15 protein-coding genes and 2 pseudogenes are annotated in these 19,356 nt (G+C 57.3%); 11 read left to right on the forward strand and 6 right to left on the reverse strand.

All coding sequences use genetic code 11. From position 1 onward, the window contains the following. Positions 1-52 precede the first annotated feature (52 nt). Together K5R89_RS23885 and K5R89_RS23890 are read left to right on the forward strand one after the other, a co-directional pair. Positions 53-1,354: an MFS transporter gene (locus K5R89_RS23885; protein WP_004886240.1), complete on the forward strand. Its 1,302-nt coding sequence runs from the start codon at positions 53-55 to the stop codon at positions 1,352-1,354. A gap of 15 nt (positions 1,355-1,369) precedes the next feature. Next, positions 1,370-3,733 (forward strand): glycoside hydrolase family 31 protein, encoded by a 2,364-nt coding sequence (locus tag K5R89_RS23890; RefSeq protein ID WP_048297124.1) that lies wholly within the window; start codon positions 1,370-1,372, stop codon positions 3,731-3,733. 377 nt (positions 3,734-4,110) lie between these two features. Here the strand turns inward: K5R89_RS23890 and K5R89_RS23895 are convergent, their stop codons facing one another. Continuing rightward, a complete protein-coding gene (locus K5R89_RS23895; RefSeq protein ID WP_023288955.1) occupies positions 4,111-5,703 on the reverse strand; it encodes an ABC-F family ATPase in 1,593 nt (530 codons plus the stop codon). 48 nt (positions 5,704-5,751) lie between these two features. Between K5R89_RS23895 and K5R89_RS23900 the strand changes: the two are divergent. Beyond that, positions 5,752-6,667: pseudogene (locus K5R89_RS23900) on the forward strand (tyrosine-protein phosphatase). A 177-nt stretch (positions 6,668-6,844) separates the two neighbouring features. Continuing rightward, the gene (ldtB, locus tag K5R89_RS23905; protein WP_032428696.1) at positions 6,845-7,759 is read left to right on the forward strand and encodes a L,D-transpeptidase; all 915 of its coding nucleotides are present in this window, start codon (positions 6,845-6,847) and stop codon (positions 7,757-7,759) included. 147 nt (positions 7,760-7,906) lie between these two features. Here ldtB and K5R89_RS23910 read toward each other — a convergent pair whose 3' ends face one another. From K5R89_RS23910 to mntR, 4 genes and pseudogenes are all read right to left on the reverse strand, one after another. Continuing rightward, positions 7,907-8,623 (reverse strand): GntR family transcriptional regulator, encoded by a 717-nt coding sequence (locus K5R89_RS23910; protein WP_044521840.1) that lies wholly within the window; start codon positions 8,621-8,623, stop codon positions 7,907-7,909. Positions 8,624-8,691: 68 nt separating this feature from the next. Then, positions 8,692-10,068: pseudogene (locus K5R89_RS23915) on the reverse strand (glycoside hydrolase family 1 protein). 170 nt (positions 10,069-10,238) lie between these two features. Continuing rightward, positions 10,239-11,351 carry an anion transporter gene (locus K5R89_RS23920; RefSeq protein ID WP_032455222.1) on the reverse strand — a complete coding sequence of 371 codons (1,113 nt, stop codon included), beginning with the start codon at positions 11,349-11,351 and terminating at the stop codon, positions 10,239-10,241. After that, positions 11,348-11,821 (reverse strand): manganese-binding transcriptional regulator MntR, encoded by a 474-nt coding sequence (gene mntR, locus K5R89_RS23925; RefSeq protein WP_004886216.1) that lies wholly within the window; start codon positions 11,819-11,821, stop codon positions 11,348-11,350. The genes K5R89_RS23920 and mntR overlap by 4 nt, the downstream gene beginning before the upstream one ends. A 185-nt stretch (positions 11,822-12,006) precedes the next feature. Between mntR and mntS the strand changes: the two genes are divergently transcribed. Beyond that, on the forward strand, positions 12,007-12,132 hold the full coding sequence (mntS, locus tag K5R89_RS23930) for a manganase accumulation protein MntS (protein WP_023288948.1): 126 nt from the start codon (positions 12,007-12,009) through the stop codon (positions 12,130-12,132). Between the two features lie 268 nt (positions 12,133-12,400). Then, positions 12,401-13,981, forward strand: a complete 1,581-nt coding sequence (locus tag K5R89_RS23935) for a phosphoethanolamine transferase (RefSeq protein WP_102006343.1) — start codon at positions 12,401-12,403, stop codon at positions 13,979-13,981. A 96-nt stretch (positions 13,982-14,077) separates the two neighbouring features. Here K5R89_RS23935 and ompX read toward each other — a convergent pair whose 3' ends face one another. Continuing rightward, on the reverse strand, positions 14,078-14,590 hold the full coding sequence (gene ompX / locus K5R89_RS23940) for an outer membrane protein OmpX (RefSeq protein ID WP_004886207.1): 513 nt from the start codon (positions 14,588-14,590) through the stop codon (positions 14,078-14,080). A gap of 351 nt (positions 14,591-14,941) precedes the next feature. Between ompX and rhtA the strand changes: the two genes are divergently transcribed. From rhtA to glnQ, 5 genes are all read left to right on the forward strand, one after another. Continuing rightward, positions 14,942-15,829, forward strand: a complete 888-nt coding sequence (gene rhtA / locus K5R89_RS23945; RefSeq protein ID WP_023288946.1) for a threonine/homoserine exporter RhtA — start codon at positions 14,942-14,944, stop codon at positions 15,827-15,829. Positions 15,830-16,066: 237 nt separating this feature from the next. Next, positions 16,067-16,570: a DNA starvation/stationary phase protection protein Dps gene (gene dps, locus K5R89_RS23950; RefSeq protein WP_004886200.1), complete on the forward strand. Its 504-nt coding sequence runs from the start codon at positions 16,067-16,069 to the stop codon at positions 16,568-16,570. A 416-nt stretch (positions 16,571-16,986) separates the two neighbouring features. Then, on the forward strand, positions 16,987-17,733 hold the full coding sequence (glnH, locus tag K5R89_RS23955; protein ID WP_217259070.1) for a glutamine ABC transporter substrate-binding protein GlnH: 747 nt from the start codon (positions 16,987-16,989) through the stop codon (positions 17,731-17,733). Positions 17,734-17,858: 125 nt separating this feature from the next. Then, a complete protein-coding gene (gene glnP, locus K5R89_RS23960; RefSeq protein WP_002895837.1) occupies positions 17,859-18,518 on the forward strand; it encodes a glutamine ABC transporter permease GlnP in 660 nt (219 codons plus the stop codon). Next, on the forward strand, positions 18,515-19,237 hold the full coding sequence (gene glnQ, locus K5R89_RS23965) for a glutamine ABC transporter ATP-binding protein GlnQ (RefSeq protein WP_004212183.1): 723 nt from the start codon (positions 18,515-18,517) through the stop codon (positions 19,235-19,237). The genes glnP and glnQ overlap by 4 nt, the downstream gene beginning before the upstream one ends. The last annotated feature ends 119 nt before the right edge of the window (positions 19,238-19,356 follow it).

Below are 19,356 nucleotides of genomic sequence, written 5' to 3' on the forward strand. Positions count from 1 at the left end.
TCACGGATTGAGAACGTCACTTTCCCCCTACTAACGTCATGTGGAGTGTGCTATGAGTCAAGGCCTCAACAATGATATCGCGGTCAGCAAAACGCGCCGGGTGGTAAAAAACCTGCGCTGGTGGGTGCTGGTCCTGTTTTTACTTGGCGTCACCGTCAACTACATCACACGCAACTCGCTGGGGATTATCGCCCCGGAACTGAAAGCGACGCTCGGTATCACCACCGAACAATATTCCTGGATCGTCGGCGCGTTTCAGTTGGCTTACACGATTTTCCAACCGCTCTGTGGCTGGCTTATCGACGTCATCGGCCTGAAGCTCGGGTTTATGATCTGCGCCACCCTGTGGGCGCTGGCCTGCATCGCCCACGCCGGGGCCGGCAGCTGGCTGCACCTGGCTATATTGCGCTTCTTTATGGGCGGGGCCGAGGCGGCCGCCACCCCGGCCAACGCCAAGACCATCGGCGAGTGGTTCCCGAAGTCTGAACGGCCAATCGCCGCCGGCTGGGCTGGCGTCGGGTTCTCCATCGGCGCCATGCTCGCCCCGCCGATCATCTACTTCGCCCATGCCTCCTTCGGCTGGCAGGGGGCGTTTATGTTTACCGGCGCGCTGGCCCTGCTGTGGGTGGTGCTGTGGTGGGCCTTCTATCAGAACCCGGAAAAGCACCCCAATCTCAGCAAAAGCGAGCTCGAGTACATCAAGCAGGATAACGAAGCGCCGCCGGTGAAACAGCCCTTCTTTACCGCACTCAAAACCGTCTCGAAGAATAAACGTTTCTACGGGATCGCCATTCCCGCGTTTATGGCCGAGCCCGCCTGGGCGGTGCTGAGCTTCTGGGTACCGCTGTACCTGGCCAAAGAGCACGGCATGGATCTCAAGCAGATTGCCATGTTCGCCTGGCTACCGTTCCTCGCCGCCGACCTCGGCAGCGTGGTCAGCGGCTACCTCACCCGCCTGTACGTTCGCTGGTTCGGCTGTACGCGAGTCAACTCGGTGATCGCCAGCTCGGTGACCGGCGCGTTTCTGATGATCTCCCTGGCCCTCGTCGCTATCACCCGCGATCCCTATATCACCATCGTCCTGATCTCCATTGGCGGCTTCGGGCATCAGATCATCTCCTGCATGCTCAGCGCGCTGGTGGTGGAGTCGTTCGACAAGGGACAAATGGCGACGGTGAACGGTATGCGCGGATCCGCGGCGTGGATCGCCAGCTTCCTGTTCTCGTTATTAATCGGGGTGACCGCCGACAAAATTGGCTTCAACCCGCTGTTCATCGCCATGGGTTTCTTTGACCTGATTGGCGCCGTTTTCCTGGTGGCATTTATTGCTGAACGTCGCGCCAAGCGCGCCTGAGAGTGGATGTAAGATATGAAGACGTTGAAACACTGGAGTTTGCATCAACAGCTGGAGCATCACGTTGAACTGACGGTCGATGGCCAGCACACCCTGTGCCTGTACGTACTGGAAGAGAATCTATTCCGCGTGCTGCTGAAACGCCAGGGCCAGCTGGCGCTGGATCGCACCTGGAGCATCGCTCCGCAGCAGGATGTACCGTGGGAAGGCCGCGCCCGGGATGACCTCAGCGGTTTTAGTCTCCCGGCCTGGCAGCTGACCCAGGAGGGCGATACGCTGACCATCGCCACCCGCCAGCTGCGCGTCACCGTCCATCAGCCGCTGTGGCTGGAGTGGAGCTATCGCGACGATGCCGGGGAATGGCAGCAGCTTGCCAACGACCGCCCCACCAGCGCCTATCTGGCCAATGCCCACGGCGACGGCGTCGCCCACTATCTGAGCCGCCGCAAAGACGAGCGTTTCTATGGCCTGGGCGAAAAGGCCGGCGACCTGCAGCGCACCGGTAAGCGTTATGAAATGCGCAACCTTGATGCCATGGGCTACAACGCCGCCAGCACCGACCCGCTGTATAAACATATTCCGTTCACCATCACGCAACGCAGCGACGTTAGCTATGGCCTGTTTTACGACAACCTGAGCAGCTGCTGGCTGGATTTGGGTAACGAAATCGACAACTATCATACCGCCTATCGCCGCTGGCAGGCGGAAGCCGGCGATATCGATTACTACCTGTTCACCGGTAAACAGGTGCTGGATGTGACCAAGGCCTTCGTCCGTCTGACCGGTAAAACCCTGTTCGGGCCCAAATGGAGCCTCGGCTACAGCGGCTCGACCATGCACTATACCGACGCGCCGGATGCGCAAAATCAGCTGATGAACTTCATCCGCCTGTGCGATGAGCACGCTATTCCGTGCGATTCGTTCCAGCTCTCTTCCGGCTATACCTCGATCAACGGCAAGCGCTACGTCTTTAACTGGAACCACGACAAGGTGCCGCAGCCGAAAGTGATGAGCCAGTCGTTCCACGACGCCGGGCTGAAGCTGGCCGCTAATATCAAACCCTGCCTGCTGCAGGACCATCCGCGCTATGGCGAGGTGGCGGAGCGCGGTCTCTTCGTGCGCGATTCGCAAACCGACGCTCCGGAGCGCTCCAGCTTCTGGGACGATGAAGGATCGCATCTCGACTTTACCAATCCGCAAACCGTGGCCTGGTGGCAGGAAGGGGTCACCAGCCAGCTGCTGGAGATGGGCATTGATTCGACCTGGAACGATAATAACGAGTATGAGGTGTGGGACGGCGAAGCGCGCTGCTACGGCTTTGGCCGCGAAATCGCCATCAAGCATATTCGCCCGGTGATGCCGCTGCTGATGATGCGCGCCTCGATGGAGGCCCAGCAGCGCTTTGCGCCGCAAAAGCGCCCGTATCTCATCTCCCGCTCCGGCTGCGCCGGGATGCAGCGCTACGTCCAGACCTGGAGCGGCGATAACCGCACCAACTGGGATACGCTGCGCTATAACATCCGCATGGGGCTGGGCATGAGCCTTTCCGGGCTGTTTAACGTCGGCCACGACGTCGGCGGTTTCTCCGGCGATAAACCTGAGCCGGAGCTGTTCGTGCGCTGGGTACAAAACGGCGTGATGCACCCGCGCTTTACTATTCATTCGTGGAATGACGACCAGACGGTCAACGAAGCCTGGATGTATCCGGCCGTCACCCCGGCCATTCGTTCCGCTATTGAGCTGCGCTACCGCCTGCTGCCCTATCTGTACACCCTGCTGTGGCAGGCGCATGCCGACGACGAGCCGATGCTGCGCCCGACCTTCCTCGATCATCAGCACGACGCGCAGACCTTCGCCGAATGCGATGACTTCCTGCTGGGCCGCGATCTGCTGGTGGCCAGCGTGGTCGAGCCTGGCGCCCGCCAGCGTGAGGTGTGGCTGCCGGATAATCAGGCCGGATGGTACGATTTCTACAGCCACCAGTGGTTCGCCGGCGGCCAGTGGGTCACCCTCGACGCGCCGCTGGAAACGCTGCCGCTGCTGGTGCGCGCCGGGGCCGGACTGCCGCTCAGCGAGCGCATCCGTCATGTTGCTGCGCAACAGGACGATCGCCGCGAACTGCAGCTGTTCCCGCTGAAAGGCGTCGGGACCACTTCGGGTCTGCTGTTTGAGGATGACGGCGAAAGCTGGGGCTATAAACAGGGCGATGCGCTGTGGCTGGAGTGGGAAATGGCGTGCGACAGCAGCACTATCAACCTGAAGGTCAACGCCCGCGGCAATTATCGCCCGGCGTGGAAAGCGCTGAAGCTGTCATTACCGGCGGGAGAAAAACGCAAACTGCTGGTGAATGGCGTCGAAGGAACGGAGTGGAGGCTCTGAGCATATGCCGGGCGGCGGCTTACGCCTCGCCCGGCCTGGATTTAATAATGTTCCCGGATGGCGCTACGCTAATCCGGGCTACAAACAGGTGGCCTCAAAAACCCCGGTGGCGCTACCGCTTACCGGGGCTACAGCACTGTGCGGTTTGGTAGCCCGGGTAACGGACAGTTTCAGTAACCATGGGTACAAGATAGAGCTCTTAAGCTCACAATGGCACGGACCGTAGGCCCCGGATAAGGCGCAGCCGCCATCCGGCGCGAAAGTGGCTCTTTACACGCGGTTATTGCCCGGCGGCGCTACGCTTGCGCGGGCCTACAGATCACATGCCAGGCGTAACCCGGGTAAGGCGTAGCCGCAACCCGGGTTACGAAGCGGGATTACTCGATACCTTTGCTGCGCAGGTAGTCTTCGTAGTTGCCGCTGAAGTCGATCACCCGTTCCGGGGTAATCTCCAGCACGCGGGTGGCCAGCGAGCTGACGAACTCACGGTCGTGGGAGACGAAGATCAGGGTACCCTGATACATCTCCAGCGCCATGTTCAGCGATTCGATGGATTCCATATCCAGGTGGTTGGTCGGTTCATCCATTATCAGGATGTTTGGCTTCTGCATCATCAGCTTACCAAACAGCATGCGGCCCTTCTCACCACCGGACAATACTTTCGCCGGCTTCTTGATGTCATCCTGGCTAAACAGCAGTCGACCAAGGATACTGCGCACCGCCTGCTCGTCGTCGCCTTCCTGTTTCCACTGGCTCATCCACTCGAAGACCGTCAGGTCGTTTTCGAATTCGTACTCATGATCCTGCGCGTAGTAGCCGAGTTGCGCGTTTTCAGACCATTTCACGGTGCCGTTGTCCGGCTGCAGTTCACCCACCAGGGTTTTCAGCATCGTGGATTTACCCACGCCGTTGGCGCCCAGAATGGCAATCTTCTCGCCCACTTCCAGCAGCAGGTTGACGTTTTTGAACAGCGGACCGTCTTCAAAGCCTTTGGTGAGGGCTTCCACTTCCAGCGCGTTACGGAACAGTTTCTTGTCCTGCTCGAAGCGGATAAACGGGTTCTGACGGCTGGAGGCTTTAACCTCTTCCAGCTTGATTTTGTCAATCTGACGCGCGCGCGAGGTGGCCTGACGCGATTTAGAGGCGTTGGCGCTGAAGCGGCTAACGAAGGACTGCAGGTCGGCAATCTGCGCTTTTTTCTTGGCGTTGTCCGCCAGCAGACGTTCACGCGCCTGGGTGGCCGCCGTCATGTATTCATCGTAGTTGCCCGGATAGACGCGCAGCTCGCCGTAGTCCAGATCCGCCATGTGGGTGCAAACCATGTTCAGGAAGTGACGGTCGTGCGAGATGATAATCATGGTGCTGTCGCGGTCGTTCAGCGTCTGCTCCAGCCAGCGAATGGTGTCGATGTCCAGGTTGTTGGTCGGTTCATCGAGCAGCAGAATGTCCGGGTTAGAGAACAGCGCCTGCGCCAGCAGGACACGCAGCTTCCAGCCTGGGGCGACTTCGCTCATCGGGCCGTAATGCTGTTCAACCGGAATGCCCACGCCCAGCAGCAGTTCGCCCGCGCGCGCTTCAGCAGAGTAGCCATCCATTTCGCCATATTTCACTTCCAGGTCGGCCACTTTATAGCCATCTTCTTCGCTCATCTCGGCGAGCGAGTAGATGCGGTCGCGCTCCTGCTTCACTTCCCACAGCTCGCCGTGGCCCATGATGACCGTATCCAGCACGGTGAACGCTTCAAAGGCGAACTGATCCTGACGCAGCTTACCGATGCGCTCGTTCGGGTCGAGAGAAACGTTGCCCAGCGTCGGTTCGAGATCGCCGCCGAGGATCTTCATAAAGGTCGATTTACCGCTGCCGTTGGCGCCGATCAGACCATAACGGTTGCCGCCGCCAAATTTAACGGAGATATTTTCGAACAGCGGCTTACTGCCAAACTGCATGGTAACGTTGCTGGATACTAGCACGGGGATATCCTGAAAAAAGAGTATGAGGGGTGTGATACAGCAGACATTATGCCAGTAAATGACGCACTTTTCACGGTCTGCGGTAAATTCCGCCGCGGCGCTTGTGCTAAGGTCTTTGTCAGATGCGCCAGAGACCTGCGCGCAAACCGTTATTCTGTACGTGATGATGAGGAGTCCCATGACCACCAGCCAACCGCGACATCCGGCCTTTTTATCCCTGCAGGGCGGCATTAATTTTCGCGACCTGGGCGGCCAGCGCGCCGCCGACGGACGCCGGGTACGCAGCGGCAAGCTGCTACGCTCCGGTGCGCTAAACCGGCTAACGGCAGAGGATCTCGACCACCTGGATACCCTGCCGCTCAGCCGGGTGCTCGACTACCGCGACCCCGGTGAAGTACAGCGCACGCCGGACAAACTGAGCCCGCTCACCCACTATCTCAACGCGCCGGCCAATCCGCCGATCGGCGAGGTCAACGCGAAGGTCACCGAGCTGAATGCCGCCACCCTTAATGCGCTCAACGGCGAGCAGTTTATGCTGCAACTCTATCGCCAACTGCCGTTTAACAATCCGGCCTATCGCCAGCTCGCCGCATGGCTGACGACCCCTTTCGACGGCGCCTTGCTGCAACACTGCGCGGTCGGTAAAGATCGCACCGGCGTCGGCTGCGCGTTAACCCTGTTCGCCGTCGGATGCGACAGCGAGACGGTGATGGAGGAGTATCTCCTTACCCATGGCATGCTGACGCAGGTGGAGGCCTGGATGCTGGAGATGCTCGGCAACGACCTGACGCGCCAGGGGCGCCAGAGCCTGGCGGACATCCTGACGGTGAAAGAATCCTATCTCGCCGCCGCGCTGTCGGCCATTCAGCAGCGCTATGGCAATGTCGACGCCTGGCTGGCGGAAGAGTACCAGCTTACCACCCCGGTCCGCGCGGCGCTGCAGGCCCGGCTGCTGGAAGACTAACCCTCGTCGCCCCGAACGCCAGGGCGCGGCAGCCGAGGCGACAGGGAAAAAAATGTGATTTCGTACACATCTGATTTACCTGTTCAGCGGAATGCACATATAATGCGCTCCCATCTACTGTCTCAATCATTAACAAAGGCCTGTGTGGCGTTGATTTCGCACACGACATTAAAAACTATGAAATTATCTACACTCTTAGCGGCAGCCTTCGCCATCGTAGGCTTTTGCAATACAGCGTCTGCTGTCACCTATCCTTTGCCAACCGATGGCAGCCGTTTGGTTGGTCAGAACCAGGTCATCACCATTCCGGATGATAACAAGCAGCCGCTGGAATACTTCGCGGCGAAATATCAGATGGGGCTTTCCAACATGCTGGAAGCCAACCCGGGGGTGGATACCTATCTGCCGAAGGGCGGTAGCGTCCTGAACATCCCTCAGCAGCTGATCCTGCCGGATACCGTCCATGAAGGGATCATCATCAACAGCGCCGAAATGCGTCTGTACTACTACCCGAAAGGCACCAACACCGTGATTGTTCTGCCGATCGGTATCGGCCAGTTAGGCAAAGACACGCCAATCAACTGGACCACCAAAGTCGAACGTAAGAAGGCTGGCCCGACCTGGACGCCGACCGCCAAGATGCATGCGGAATACGCTGCCGCCGGCAACCCGCTGCCAGCCGTCGTACCGGCCGGTCCGGATAACCCGATGGGCCTGTACGCGCTGTATATCGGCCGTCTGTACGCCATCCACGGTACCAACGCTAACTTCGGCATCGGCCTGCGCGTGAGCCATGGCTGCGTACGTCTGCGCAACGATGACATCAAATTCCTGTTTGAGAACGTGCCGGTCGGCACCCGCGTGCAGTTTATCGATGAGCCGGTAAAAGCCACCACCGAGCCGGACGGCAGCCGTTACATCGAGGTTCACAACCCGCTGTCGACCACCGAAGCGCAGTTCCAGGGCGGCGAGATCGTGCCGATCACCCTGACTCAGCCGGTACAGGCGATCACCAGCCAGTCTGATGTCGATCAGAACGTGGTCGAGCAGGCTATCCAGAACCGCTCCGGTATGCCGGTGCGTCTGAACTAAGTTCTGCATGACAAGAAAAACGGCGGGCCTGATGCCCGCCGTTTTTTTTATCGGTGTTGTGCCGGGCTGCGGCTGACGCCTTGCCTGGCGACTGAACCTGACAACACCCTGGCCCTGCTAAGCGCTGCGCCAACCGGGGCCCCCGGTCTAGCCGTTATTCACCAGAATAATCCCGCCGTGGTCGTAGCGATAGTGGCAGTGGGCGTACTCCAGCGGCGTGCCGTCTTCCAGATAGATAACCTGCTCCACCTCCAGCACCGGATCGGTGGGCTCGCAGTGAAGATGCTGTTTATCCAGTTCATCCGGCTTCATCGCCCGCACCACGCGGTAAGATCCCATCAGCTTCAGCCCCAGCGTCTCCTGGATATAGCGAAACACCGAGCTTTCCAGATGGCTTTTATTGAGCCCCGGCACCAGCCCCACCGGCATGACCGTCAGATCCAGCGACACCGGTTCCCCGTTGAGCAAGCGCAGGCGAACAAAGTCATACACCGGGGCATCAGCGTCGATCAGCAGCGAACTCTGCTCCTTGTCAGTGGGAAAACGCACCTCAAAGCGCACCACTTCGCTTTGTACCTCGCCAAGATGCTCCCAGGTTTTGGTGGCGCCGAAATAGTCGCTGCCGGGCAGCTCCCACTGCGACAGCTGAAGGAAATTTTTCCGCACAAAGGTGCCCTGCCCTTTGCGGGTATAGATCAGCCCTTCGACGATTAACTGGCGCATCGCCTGCTGGATGGTCATCCGGCTGGTGCTGAACTCTGCCGCCAGCGCAAACTGGTCAGGTAACGGCGCGCTGGCAGGATACTGCTGGCTGATGATCCGTTTTTTTATTTCCCGCGCGATTTGCAGATACTTCGCCGTCATTCCCCGGTCCTTATACTTTCAGTGAGTGGCTGGCGGGCAGGATCCACGGCCTGACCGCCAGAACACCATTACATCACGTCGCCATTGCTGTGGATCACCTGCTTCAGCCACGCATAGCTCTTCTTCGGCACCCGCCGCAGATCCTTGAGGTCATGGTTCTCGCGATTGACGTAGACCACGCCGTAGCGCTTACGCATATCGCCCTGCGAGCTGAGGATGTCGATTAATCCCCAGCCGAGATAGCCGATCACCTGCGCCCCATCCTCAAACATGGCCGCTTTCATGGCGTTGATATGGTCGCGATGGTAGGCGATGCGGTAATCGTCGGCAACCGGATGTTCACCGTCCCACGACTCAATCACCCCGATGCCGTTTTCAATCGGGAAAACCGGCAGGCGCCAGTCGTTATAATAGCGGGTGATGATGGTCCGGAAGCCCAGCGGATCGATCTGCCAGTTCCATTCTGTCGCGTTCAGGAACGGGTTATCCTGATTGCCAAACAGCATATAGTTGTTGACCGCCGTTCCCGGCGGGATCGCGTCGCTGTTCAGCGTCCGGCTGGCGTAATAGCTGAACGCCAGATAATCGACCTTCACCGTCGCCATCAGCGCGAGATCCTCCGGACGATAGATATCATCGAACCCTTCTGTGGCGACAAAATGCATCACTTCCGGGCTGTAGCCCTCCCCGGCGTAAGCCCGCAGCAGGTTCTGGTTTAAAAACTCGTCCAGCTGCTGGGCGCACAGGATATCGCGTGGTTTGCAGGTCGCCGGATAAACCAGGGCGTGGGCCAGCATCCCGCCCATCAGACACTGCGGCTTCGTCTGATGCAGGTGATCTGTCAGATGGACGTGCGCCATCATCACATGATGCTGGATCAGGTACAGCTCGCGCAGGGTCTTCTCCCCCTGCAGGTAGCCGGAAATCAGAAACGCTTCCGGCGAATGTTACAGATTCTGTTCATTAAAGGTGAGCCAGTATTTCACCTTGTCGCCATAGCAGGCGATCATCTTCTGGCCATAGCGAATAAAGGCGTCCATCACCCGGCGGTCGGTAAATCCGTTGTAGCGCTCCGCCAGCGAGAGCGGCATATCGAAGTGGTACAGACAGATCATCGGCTCGATGCCGCGGGCGATCAGTTCATCAATAAACTGATGGTAGAAGGCGATACCCTCTTCATTGAACTCGCCGTCTCCCTCAGGGCACACCCGGCTCCAGGCGATCTGAAAACGGTAGCAGTTCATGCCCAGATCCTGCATCAGATCGAAATCTTCCCTAAAGCGATGATAGGAATCGGTCGCCACCTTCCAGTCGGAAGCGAATTCTGCCGGTTGCCGGATATCGTACACCGACATCCCCTTGCCGCCCTCGTTCCACGCCCCCTCCGTCTGCATGCTGGAGACGGAATTACCCCATAAGAAATCTGCCGGTAGTCTGTTGTTCATCCTGCGCCTCGATATATGACTAGTCATTTAAACTTCATGACTAGTCATATATCGAAAAGCGAACGGATGCGCAAAGCCAGGGATCGTTTTCTGTGAGCCGGGCAAAAAAAAGATCGCCCCGGAGGGCGATCCTGTCGAACGACGTGGAGGTCGGCAGACTGCTGCGGAAATCAGGCGCAGAGTTTGAAGAGCCAATAGCCGGTGAGGGCCGCCCACAGCAGCATGGGAATGGAGTAGAGATGGAAACGCCACCAGATCCGCCGATCGCCAGCCATGCGCAGGGCGATGATATTGGCCAGCGAGCCCGGCAGCAGACCAAAGCCCCCCACGTTAACCGCCCAGGCGAGCAGGATCGACGGTGGGACATAGTTGAGCAGCAGAATGGTCGAGGGCACATTGCTGATCACCTGCGACAGGCCGATGGCGGTCAGCCACAGTCCACCGCCGGAGAGCGTCCCGACCCCGCTCAGCACCTGGTGCAGCGCCGGAAGCTGGGTCAGCAGATGGACGTCGATAAACATCACCATAAACACCAGCAGCAGCGACCAGTCAACATGGACGATCACCGCCCGGGCCAGCGCCAGAAAGCCCAGCAGCACCAGCGCCAGTCCCCACAGCGCCTGATCCATCTCCAGCGCCGTCAGGAACACCAGATAGAGCCCCAGACAGCTCCAGACGAGCTTAGGCTGCCACGATGGCGCCATATCGCTGCTCTGGTAGGTAAGCCGCTTTGCCGGGAAACAGAACCAGCACAGCGCCAGCAGGGTCAGCATCATTGCCGCCGCCAGGGGCAGCATCTGGCCGATAAACCCAGGGAAAGAGAGACCGGAGCGTCCCCACAGCAAGATGTTCTGCGGGTTGCCGATCGGCGTCAGCAGCGACCCGGCGTTCACCGCCAGCGCTTCGAAAATAATCAGCCGGTTTACCGGGATGGCGCACCACTTCTTCAGGGTCAGGGTCAGGGGCACCACAATAAACAGCGCGACGTCGTTGGTGAGGAAGGTGGACAGCAGCGCCGCCGCCAGCACCATAAACATAGCCAGCTGACGCTCGGTGACAAAGCGGCGGGCCATTTTACGCCCCAGCACGTCAAAATAGCCGCTCAGTTCAATTCCCTTAGTCAACAGCATCAGGCCGCTGAGGGTGATGATGGTATGCCAGTCAATGGCCGCCGGCCAGCTTGCCGGGACAAACGGCACCATCACGCTGAGCACGCAGGCGATAATCAGCAGCAGATGGAGAAAACGATCGCGCAGCAGCGACTGGACGAAGGGAAGAGTCATGCTTCCTGAGATCCCTGTGTTTGGGTAAATTTCAGGAACATCGCCAGCGTCTCTTCGCTCACGTGATGCTCCATCCCTTCGGCATCACGACGGGCGATCTCCGGACTGACGCCGATCGCCAGCAGGAAGTTCTCCACGATTTGATGGCGCTCACGGCTCTCCTGGGCCAGCTTCTCACCCTCCGCGGTCAAGAATATGCCGCGCCACGGGATCTGTTCGATAAGGCCGACGCTGGCCAGCCGTTTGAGCATCTTGGCGACGGTGGGCTGCGAGACCCCCAGCCGGGCGGCCATATCCACCTGACGCGCCTCGCCCACCTCGCGGATGAGGTCGGAAATCAGTTCAACATAGTCGTCAATCAGCTCGCGCCGATGCGCTTCCCGCACCTGGCGGAACCCTTCAACGTGCTCTTCAACATTTACTAACTGCGTCACTTTTTTTGTTATTGGCTTACCTGCGCGACGGTTCATTGTGCTTCCTCATTCGTGTGACGCGTCAAGCATCATATAAAAAGATCCACATTGTAATGGATTGCGCCAAGAGCACAAAAATTTAACGTTTTAGCCATAGCTATAAAATATAGCCTGTGCTATATCTGTATATAATGCAAACATCCATCAGGGAGTGATGGAGCGAACAGGCAGGAGGAGAGCAGATGAACGAATTCAAGAGGTGCTTAAACGTGTTCAGCCATTCACCCTTTAAAGTACGCTTAATGCTGCTCGGTATGCTGTGCGAGATGATCAACGGTAAACCGCAGCAGGACAAACCCCATCGCTAAGGCGGCGTCGCGGTACGCCGCTTCATTTTTCCGTCATCATCTGCCGCTAAACTGACCGGTTTATCCCGTTTTCCCCACCTTTTTTTAAGTTTTGTAAGCGTCCTCGCAAAACAATCTGTTATGTCTGGTTGACCTTACCATTTACAAGCCCTATCTTTGCACAGCCCTGCCACATTCGCGGCTCGCAGAGACCCTCTTCACGCACTGTCCAGCAGGTTTTACCCCTTGAAGCCAGGGGATGCGCATGGCCTCTTTTTGATTGTTTACTATGAATGTCACCACCCTGAAAGATACGCTGGTCGCCCGCCGACTGGCACTGAACCCATGGACAGGATTCTACTTTTTACAATCGCTGTTGATTAACCTGGCGCTGGGCTATGAATTTAGCCTGCTCTATACCGTGGCATTTACCTGCGTGTTACATCTTCTGTGGCGTGCCTTTCCGCGCGTGCAGAAAGGAGTGGTCGGCGCTTATTCTCTGCTGGCGGCCCTCTACTACCCGTTTGGCCAGGCTTACGGCGCCCCCAACTTCAATACCTTGCTGGCGCTGCACGCCACCAACGTGGAAGAGTCCACGGAAATCCTCACCATCTTCCCGTGGTACAACTATCTGCTGGCGGTATTTATCTTCGCGCTGGGGATCATCGCGGTCCGCCGCAGGATCGTCGAGCAGACTCGCTGGGGAAAAATGGAGACCCTGGGCCTGCTGTTCAGCATCGGGATCTTCTTTCTTCAGCCGGTGCAAAATCTCGCCTGGGGCGGTGTATTCAAGGTGATCGATACTGGTTACCCGGCCTTCCGTTTTGTCAAAGACGTGGTGGTGAATAATAACGAGGTGCTGGACGAGCAGGCGCGGATGGCGCAGCTGGCCGGCATGAAAGATAGCTGGCACGTGCTGGCGGTGAAGCCGAAGTACCATCTCTATGTGGTGGTGATCGGTGAAAGCGCCCGCCGCGACGCCCTCGGCGCCTTCGGCGGCCACTGGGACAACACGCCGTTTGCCAGCTCGGTGAACGGGTATCTGTTTAACAACTACGTCGCCGCCAGCGGCTCGACGCAAAAATCCCTCGGCCTGACCCTTAACCGGGTGGTCGATGGCAAACCGCAGTTTCAGGATAACTTTGTCACCCTCGCCAACCGCGCCGGTTTCCAGACCTGGTGGTTCTCCAACCAGGGGCAGATCGGCGAGTACGACACCGCTATCGCCAGTATCGCCAAACGGGCGGATGAAGTGCAGTTCCTGAAAAACGGCGATTTCGAAGCCAATAAAAACACCCAGGACGAGCAGTTACTGAAGCTGACCGAGCAGGTGCTCTCCACCCAGCGTACCCAGCCGCAGCTGATTGTTCTGCATCTGATGGGCTCGCACCCGCAGGCCTGCGACCGGACCAAAGGCAAATATACGGTTTTCGTCCAGTCGAAAGAGACCTCCTGCTATCTCTACAGCATGACGCAAACCGATACCCTGCTGGCTAAGCTCTACAGCCAGTTGCAAAATTCCGGCGACACCTTTTCCCTGACCTACTTTTCCGATCATGGTCTGGCGTTCAAGGAGCGAGGCAAAGAGGTGCAGTATCTGGCGCACGACGATAAGTTCCAGCAGAACTTCCAGGTGCCGTTTATGGTGCTCTCCAGCGATGACAAAGCGCATAAAGTCATTAAGGCGCAGCGCTCGGCAAATGATTTCCTCAGCTTCTTCTCGCAATGGACCGGCATCAAGGCGGCGGAAATCGCCCCGCGCTATCGGTTTATCTCTGAGCAGAAGGCCGGCCCGGTGTATATCACCAACTTCCAGCTGCAGAGGGTGGACTATTCACACCTCGGCAGCGATGAGTTCACCATCAACTAAAACGACGCGGTCAGCGCCGGCCAACCGGCCGGGCTGGCGGTCAGCAGGCAAAAAAAATCCGCCCCAGGAGGCGGATTTTTTATATCACCGGAGTGATTAGAAGCGGTAACCCACGCCAGCGATCCAGGTGCCGACGTCAACGTTACGAATACGAGACTGCTCGTAGGAGAAGTCCAGAGCAACGTTTTCGATCGGGTTGAACTGCAGACCAGCACCGTAGGAGAAACCGTAGTCGCTCATATCGGATTTATTAGGGAAGTTGTTGTTCTGGAATTTACCGTAACCAACACCCACTACGCCGTAGATGCTTGCCCAGTCGTTCAGACGGTAAGCCGGACCAGCGGTGATGCCGTAGTACTGACCTTTGTTGTAAGTACCGTTGCTGTTATTATCCTTTTCGGTGTAGGTGAAGGAACCGATAACGCCCAGCGGGTTGTTATCTTGCTCGTAACGGTATTTCAGGTTGAAACCGCCAGCTTTGTTCGCTTTACCCTGCATGTCGCTCTGCGCGTAACCGCCGGTTACGGTAGAAGTTGCAGCAAATGCAGTGGTACCTACGGATGCAGCCAGAACAACGGCCAGTGCTGAAAGACGTGCAATTTTATTCATAACCACCTCAAATGTGTTTCTAATAAGTCCTAAGCCTTAAATATATCAAAAACTTTTGGGAAACTCTTTGGAGTTTACATTGTCTAACATACTTTTTCATGTAACCAAAAGTTTCCATATTTCTATAACAATATGGAAAACAAGAGTTTTTGGCGTTAACTTACAGTTTAACGCTCATTAAGAAATTCGCAAGCATCCAGATTAATCCTAATCACCTGGTGAATTTCTCAGCAACTTTCGCCATTGTACTGTTTTTGCCCCTGTTTTTTTCAACATTAGCTCAACCGCCAGCAGCTAATTCCAGTACACTGGAACTTTTACCCCTTTTGACAAAAATTGACAGGAGAAAGGATGCCCGGTCCATCCCGAAAAGCGGCGGCATGGTTGCCGATAGTGGTGATTTTAATCGCTATGACCTCGATTCAGAGCGGCGCATCGCTCGCCAAATCGCTGTTCCCGGTGGTCGGCGCCCCGGGAGTTACCGCCCTGCGCCTGGCGCTCGGGACGCTGATCCTGGTGGTGGTGTTCAAGCCCTGGCGGCTACGTTTCTCTCCGGCGCAGCGCGTGCCGCTGCTGCTGTACGGCCTGGCGCTCGGGGCGATGAACTATCTGTTTTATTTATCCCTGCAGCGTATTCCGCTCGGCGTGGCGGTGGCCCTCGAGTTTACCGGCCCGCTGGCGGTGGCGCTTTTCGGCTCGCGCCGCCCGCTGGATTTTGTCTGGGTGGCGCTGGCGATCCTCGGGCTGTGGTATCTCCTGCCGCTGGGGCAGAACGTGGCGCAGGTGGATTTAACCGGCGCGCTGTTCGCTCTCGGCGCCGGGGCCTGTTGGGCGGTCTATATTCTGACCGGCCAGCGCGCGGGTGAGGAGCATGGTCCAGCCACAGTGGCGATGGGGTCGCTTATCGCCTCGCTGGTCTTTGTCCCATTAGGTATGGCGCAAGCCACCGATACGCTGTGGCAATGGTCGCTGCTGCCCCTGGGGCTGGGGATTGCCATTCTCTCCACCGCACTCCCCTACTCTCTGGAGATGATGGCCCTGACGCGCCTGCCGACGCGCACCTTCGGTACGCTGATGAGCCTCGAGCCGGCGCTAGCCGCCCTGTCCGGTATGATCTTCCTTGGCGAAACCCTGAACCTCTCCCAGACCCTGGCGCTGGGCGCCATTATCATCGCCTCAATGGGCGCCACGCTGACCATGCAGCGGCAGAGCAAAATCAAGCAAGTCGATATCAATTAACATTCTGTTACGGCGGCGGCCCGCGCCAGTTGCGGGCCTGCCAGCCTTCGCTAACCTTCTGATTGGACTTGTTTTTTCAAATAACCAACCACTTTGCGCTATCGGAGTGATATGGCCTGCCGATGCCTCATACTTTAAAACCCTTGCTATACTTAGTCCCGAAGTTACCTGGGACAACGCTCCACATCATTCAGTTTTGAAGTGTGACGAGCATCAATATCAAGAGGATATGAAACGATGAGTACCGCTAAACTGGTTAAATCAAAAGCATCTAATCTGGTCTATACCCGCAACGATGTCGCTGACAGCGAAAAGAAAGCGACCATTGAGCTGTTGAATCGCCAGGTGATCCAGTTCATTGACCTGTCCCTTATCACCAAGCAGGCACACTGGAATATGCGCGGTGCGAACTTTATCGCCGTGCACGAAATGCTGGACGGTTTCCGTACTGCGCTCACTGAGCATCTGGATACCATGGCGGAGCGCGCCGTGCAGCTGGGCGGCGTCGCCCTGGGCACCACTCAGGTGATCAACAGCAAAACCCCGCTGCAGAGCTACCCACTGGATATCCATCATGTTCAGGATCACCTGAAAGCGCTGGCTGACCGCTACGCGGTAGTGGCTAACGATGTGCGCAAAGCGATCGGCGAAGCTAAAGACGAAGATACCGCAGATATCTTCACCGCCGCTTCCCGCGACCTGGATAAATTCCTGTGGTTTATTGAAGCGAATATCGAGTAAGGCTTTGCCGTCGGCCGCAGCGCGGTCGACGGCGCCTTTGCTTTTCCCACCCAGCCCTTGTTGTTTTTCCCTCCTCCGTTTTCCCTCACCCGTTGGCCTTGCACCATTTCAGGGCGTCAAATTGATGAAAATGCGCACAAAAGTAAAACAATTGTAATAATCACCTCACACAATCGTTACGGCGAGATTGTTTTCCCATCAGGGTTTGCGCTAAAAATGGGCTCGTTATTCAGCGACCTCAGGATGCACCAAAATAACGCCCCGTTATGGTGCACTCTTTACCTGAAACGATCGATATTGTGCAACGGCTACCGCTTCGTTTGTTGAAAAACAACAGCTTGTAAAAGTGGCACGATTTTTTCATTAGGCTAGTCGTTCTCGCAGGGGATCGTCCCGTGGATATAAAAGGAAATGCTATGAAGTCTGTATTTAAAGTTTCACTGGCTGCACTGCCCCTGGCTTTTGCGGTTTCTTCCCATGCCGCCAATAAGACCCTGGTTGTCGCCACCGATACGGCGTTCGTCCCGTTCGAATTTAAGCAAGGCGATAAGTATGTGGGTTTTGACGTTGACCTGTGGGCGGCCATCGCCAAAGAGCTGAAGCTCGACTACACCCTGAAGCCAATGGACTTCAGCGGCATTATCCCGGCGCTGCAAACCAAAAATATCGATCTGGCGCTGGCGGGGATCACCATTACCGACGAGCGTAAAAAAGCCATCGACTTCTCTGACGGCTACTACAAGAGCGGCCTGCTGGTGATGGTCAACGCCAATAATAACGACATCAAAGATGTGAAAGATCTGAACGGCAAAGTGGTCGCGGTGAAGAGCGGCACCGGCTCCGTTGACTACGCGAAAGCCAATATCAAAACCAAAGATCTGCGTCAGTTCCCGAACATCGATAACGCCTACATGGAGCTGGGTACCGGCCGCGCGGATGCGGTCCTGCACGATACGCCGAACATCCTCTACTTCATCAAAACCGCGGGCAACGGCAAATTCAAAGCGGTAGGTGAATCACTGGAAGCGCAAAACTACGGTATCGCCTTCCCGAAAGGCAGCGACGAGCTGCGTGAGAAAGTGAACGGTGCGCTGAAAACGCTGCGCGAGAACGGCACCTACAACGAAATTTATAAAAAATGGTTCGGCACTGAACCAAAATAATAAAAACGTACATCGCCGGGCGCAGTCCCGGCGACTTCACAACGGTCTTCCGGCACAGACGTTGCGGGAGACAGTATTTTGGCGGAGGCTTTCCTCTGCTCTCGACACGGTAACAGGAACGTATTATGCAGTTTGACTGGAGTGCCATCTGGCCTGCCATTCCGATTTTGTTGGAAGGCGCCAAAATGACGCTGTGGATTTCCGTCCTCGGCCTGGCCGGCGGCCTGATCATCGGTCTGGTGGCCGGTTTCGCCCGCTGCTTCGGCGGCTGGATCGCCAACCACATCGCGCTGGTGTTTATTGAAATCATTCGCGGCACCCCGATTGTGGTGCAGGTTATGTTCATCTACTTTGCGCTGCCGATGGCCTTTAGCGATCTGCGCATTGACCCCTTCTCCGCGGCGGTAGTGACCATCATGATTAACTCGGGCGCCTATATCGCGGAAATTACCCGCGGCGCGGTGCTCTCCATTCATAAAGGCTTCCGCGAAGCGGGCCTGGCGCTGGGCCTGTCGCGTCGCGAAACCATTCGCCACGTGATCCTGCCGCTGGCGCTGCGCCGCATGCTGCCGCCGCTGGGCAACCAGTGGATCATCAGCATCAAGGACACCTCGCTGTTCATCGTCATCGGCGTCGCCGAACTGACCCGTCAGGGACAGGAGATCATCGCCGGCAACTTCCGCGCGCTGGAAATCTGGAGCGCCGTTGCCGTGATCTACCTGATCATCACCCTGGTCCTGAGCTTTATTCTGCGTCGTCTTGAAAGAAGGATGAAAATCCTGTGATTGAATTTAAAAACGTCTCCAAGCACTTTGGCCCGACCCAGGTGCTGCACGATATCTCTCTGAAAATCAATCAGGGTGAAGTGGTGGTCATTATCGGCCCGTCCGGCTCCGGTAAATCGACGATGCTGCGCTGCATCAATAAACTGGAAGAGATCACCAGCGGCGATCTGATTGTCGATGGCCTGAAGGTCAACGATCCGAAGGTGGACGAACGTCTGATTCGTCAGGAAGCCGGGATGGTGTTCCAGCAGTTTTACCTGTTCCCGCACCTCACGGCGCTGGAAAACGTGATGTTTGGCCCGCTGCGGGTACGCGGCGCCAGCAAGCAGGCGGCGGAGAAGCTGGCGAAAGATCTGCTGGCGAAAGTCGGTCTGGCAGAGCGCGCGCATCACTATCCGTCTGAACTCTCCGGCGGCCAGCAGCAGCGTGTGGCCATCGCCCGCGCGCTGGCGGTGAAGCCGAAGATGATGCTGTTTGATGAGCCCACCTCCGCGCTCGACCCGGAACTGCGTCATGAAGTGCTCAAGGTGATGCAGGATCTGGCGGAAGAGGGCATGACGATGGTGATTGTGACCCACGAAATCGGCTTTGCCGAAAAAGTGGCCTCGCGACTGATCTTTATCGACAAGGGACGAATTGCCGAAGACGGCAACCCACAGGAGCTGGTGAACAACCCGCCAAGCCCGCGTCTGCGGGAATTCCTGCAGCACGTCGCCTGACCCACAACGGGTCTCTCCCTCGCGGAGAGGGACGCGTTCCAAATTTCTTTTTCCTTCCCCTTCCCCCTCCTCGTTTTTTATTTTCCGTTTTACTTTGTAAGGAGGTGGGCACAGCATGG

The organism is Klebsiella sp. TF21-TM (assembly GCF_019753495.1).
Classification (GTDB): Bacteria; Pseudomonadota; Gammaproteobacteria; order Enterobacterales; family Enterobacteriaceae; genus Klebsiella; species Klebsiella quasipneumoniae.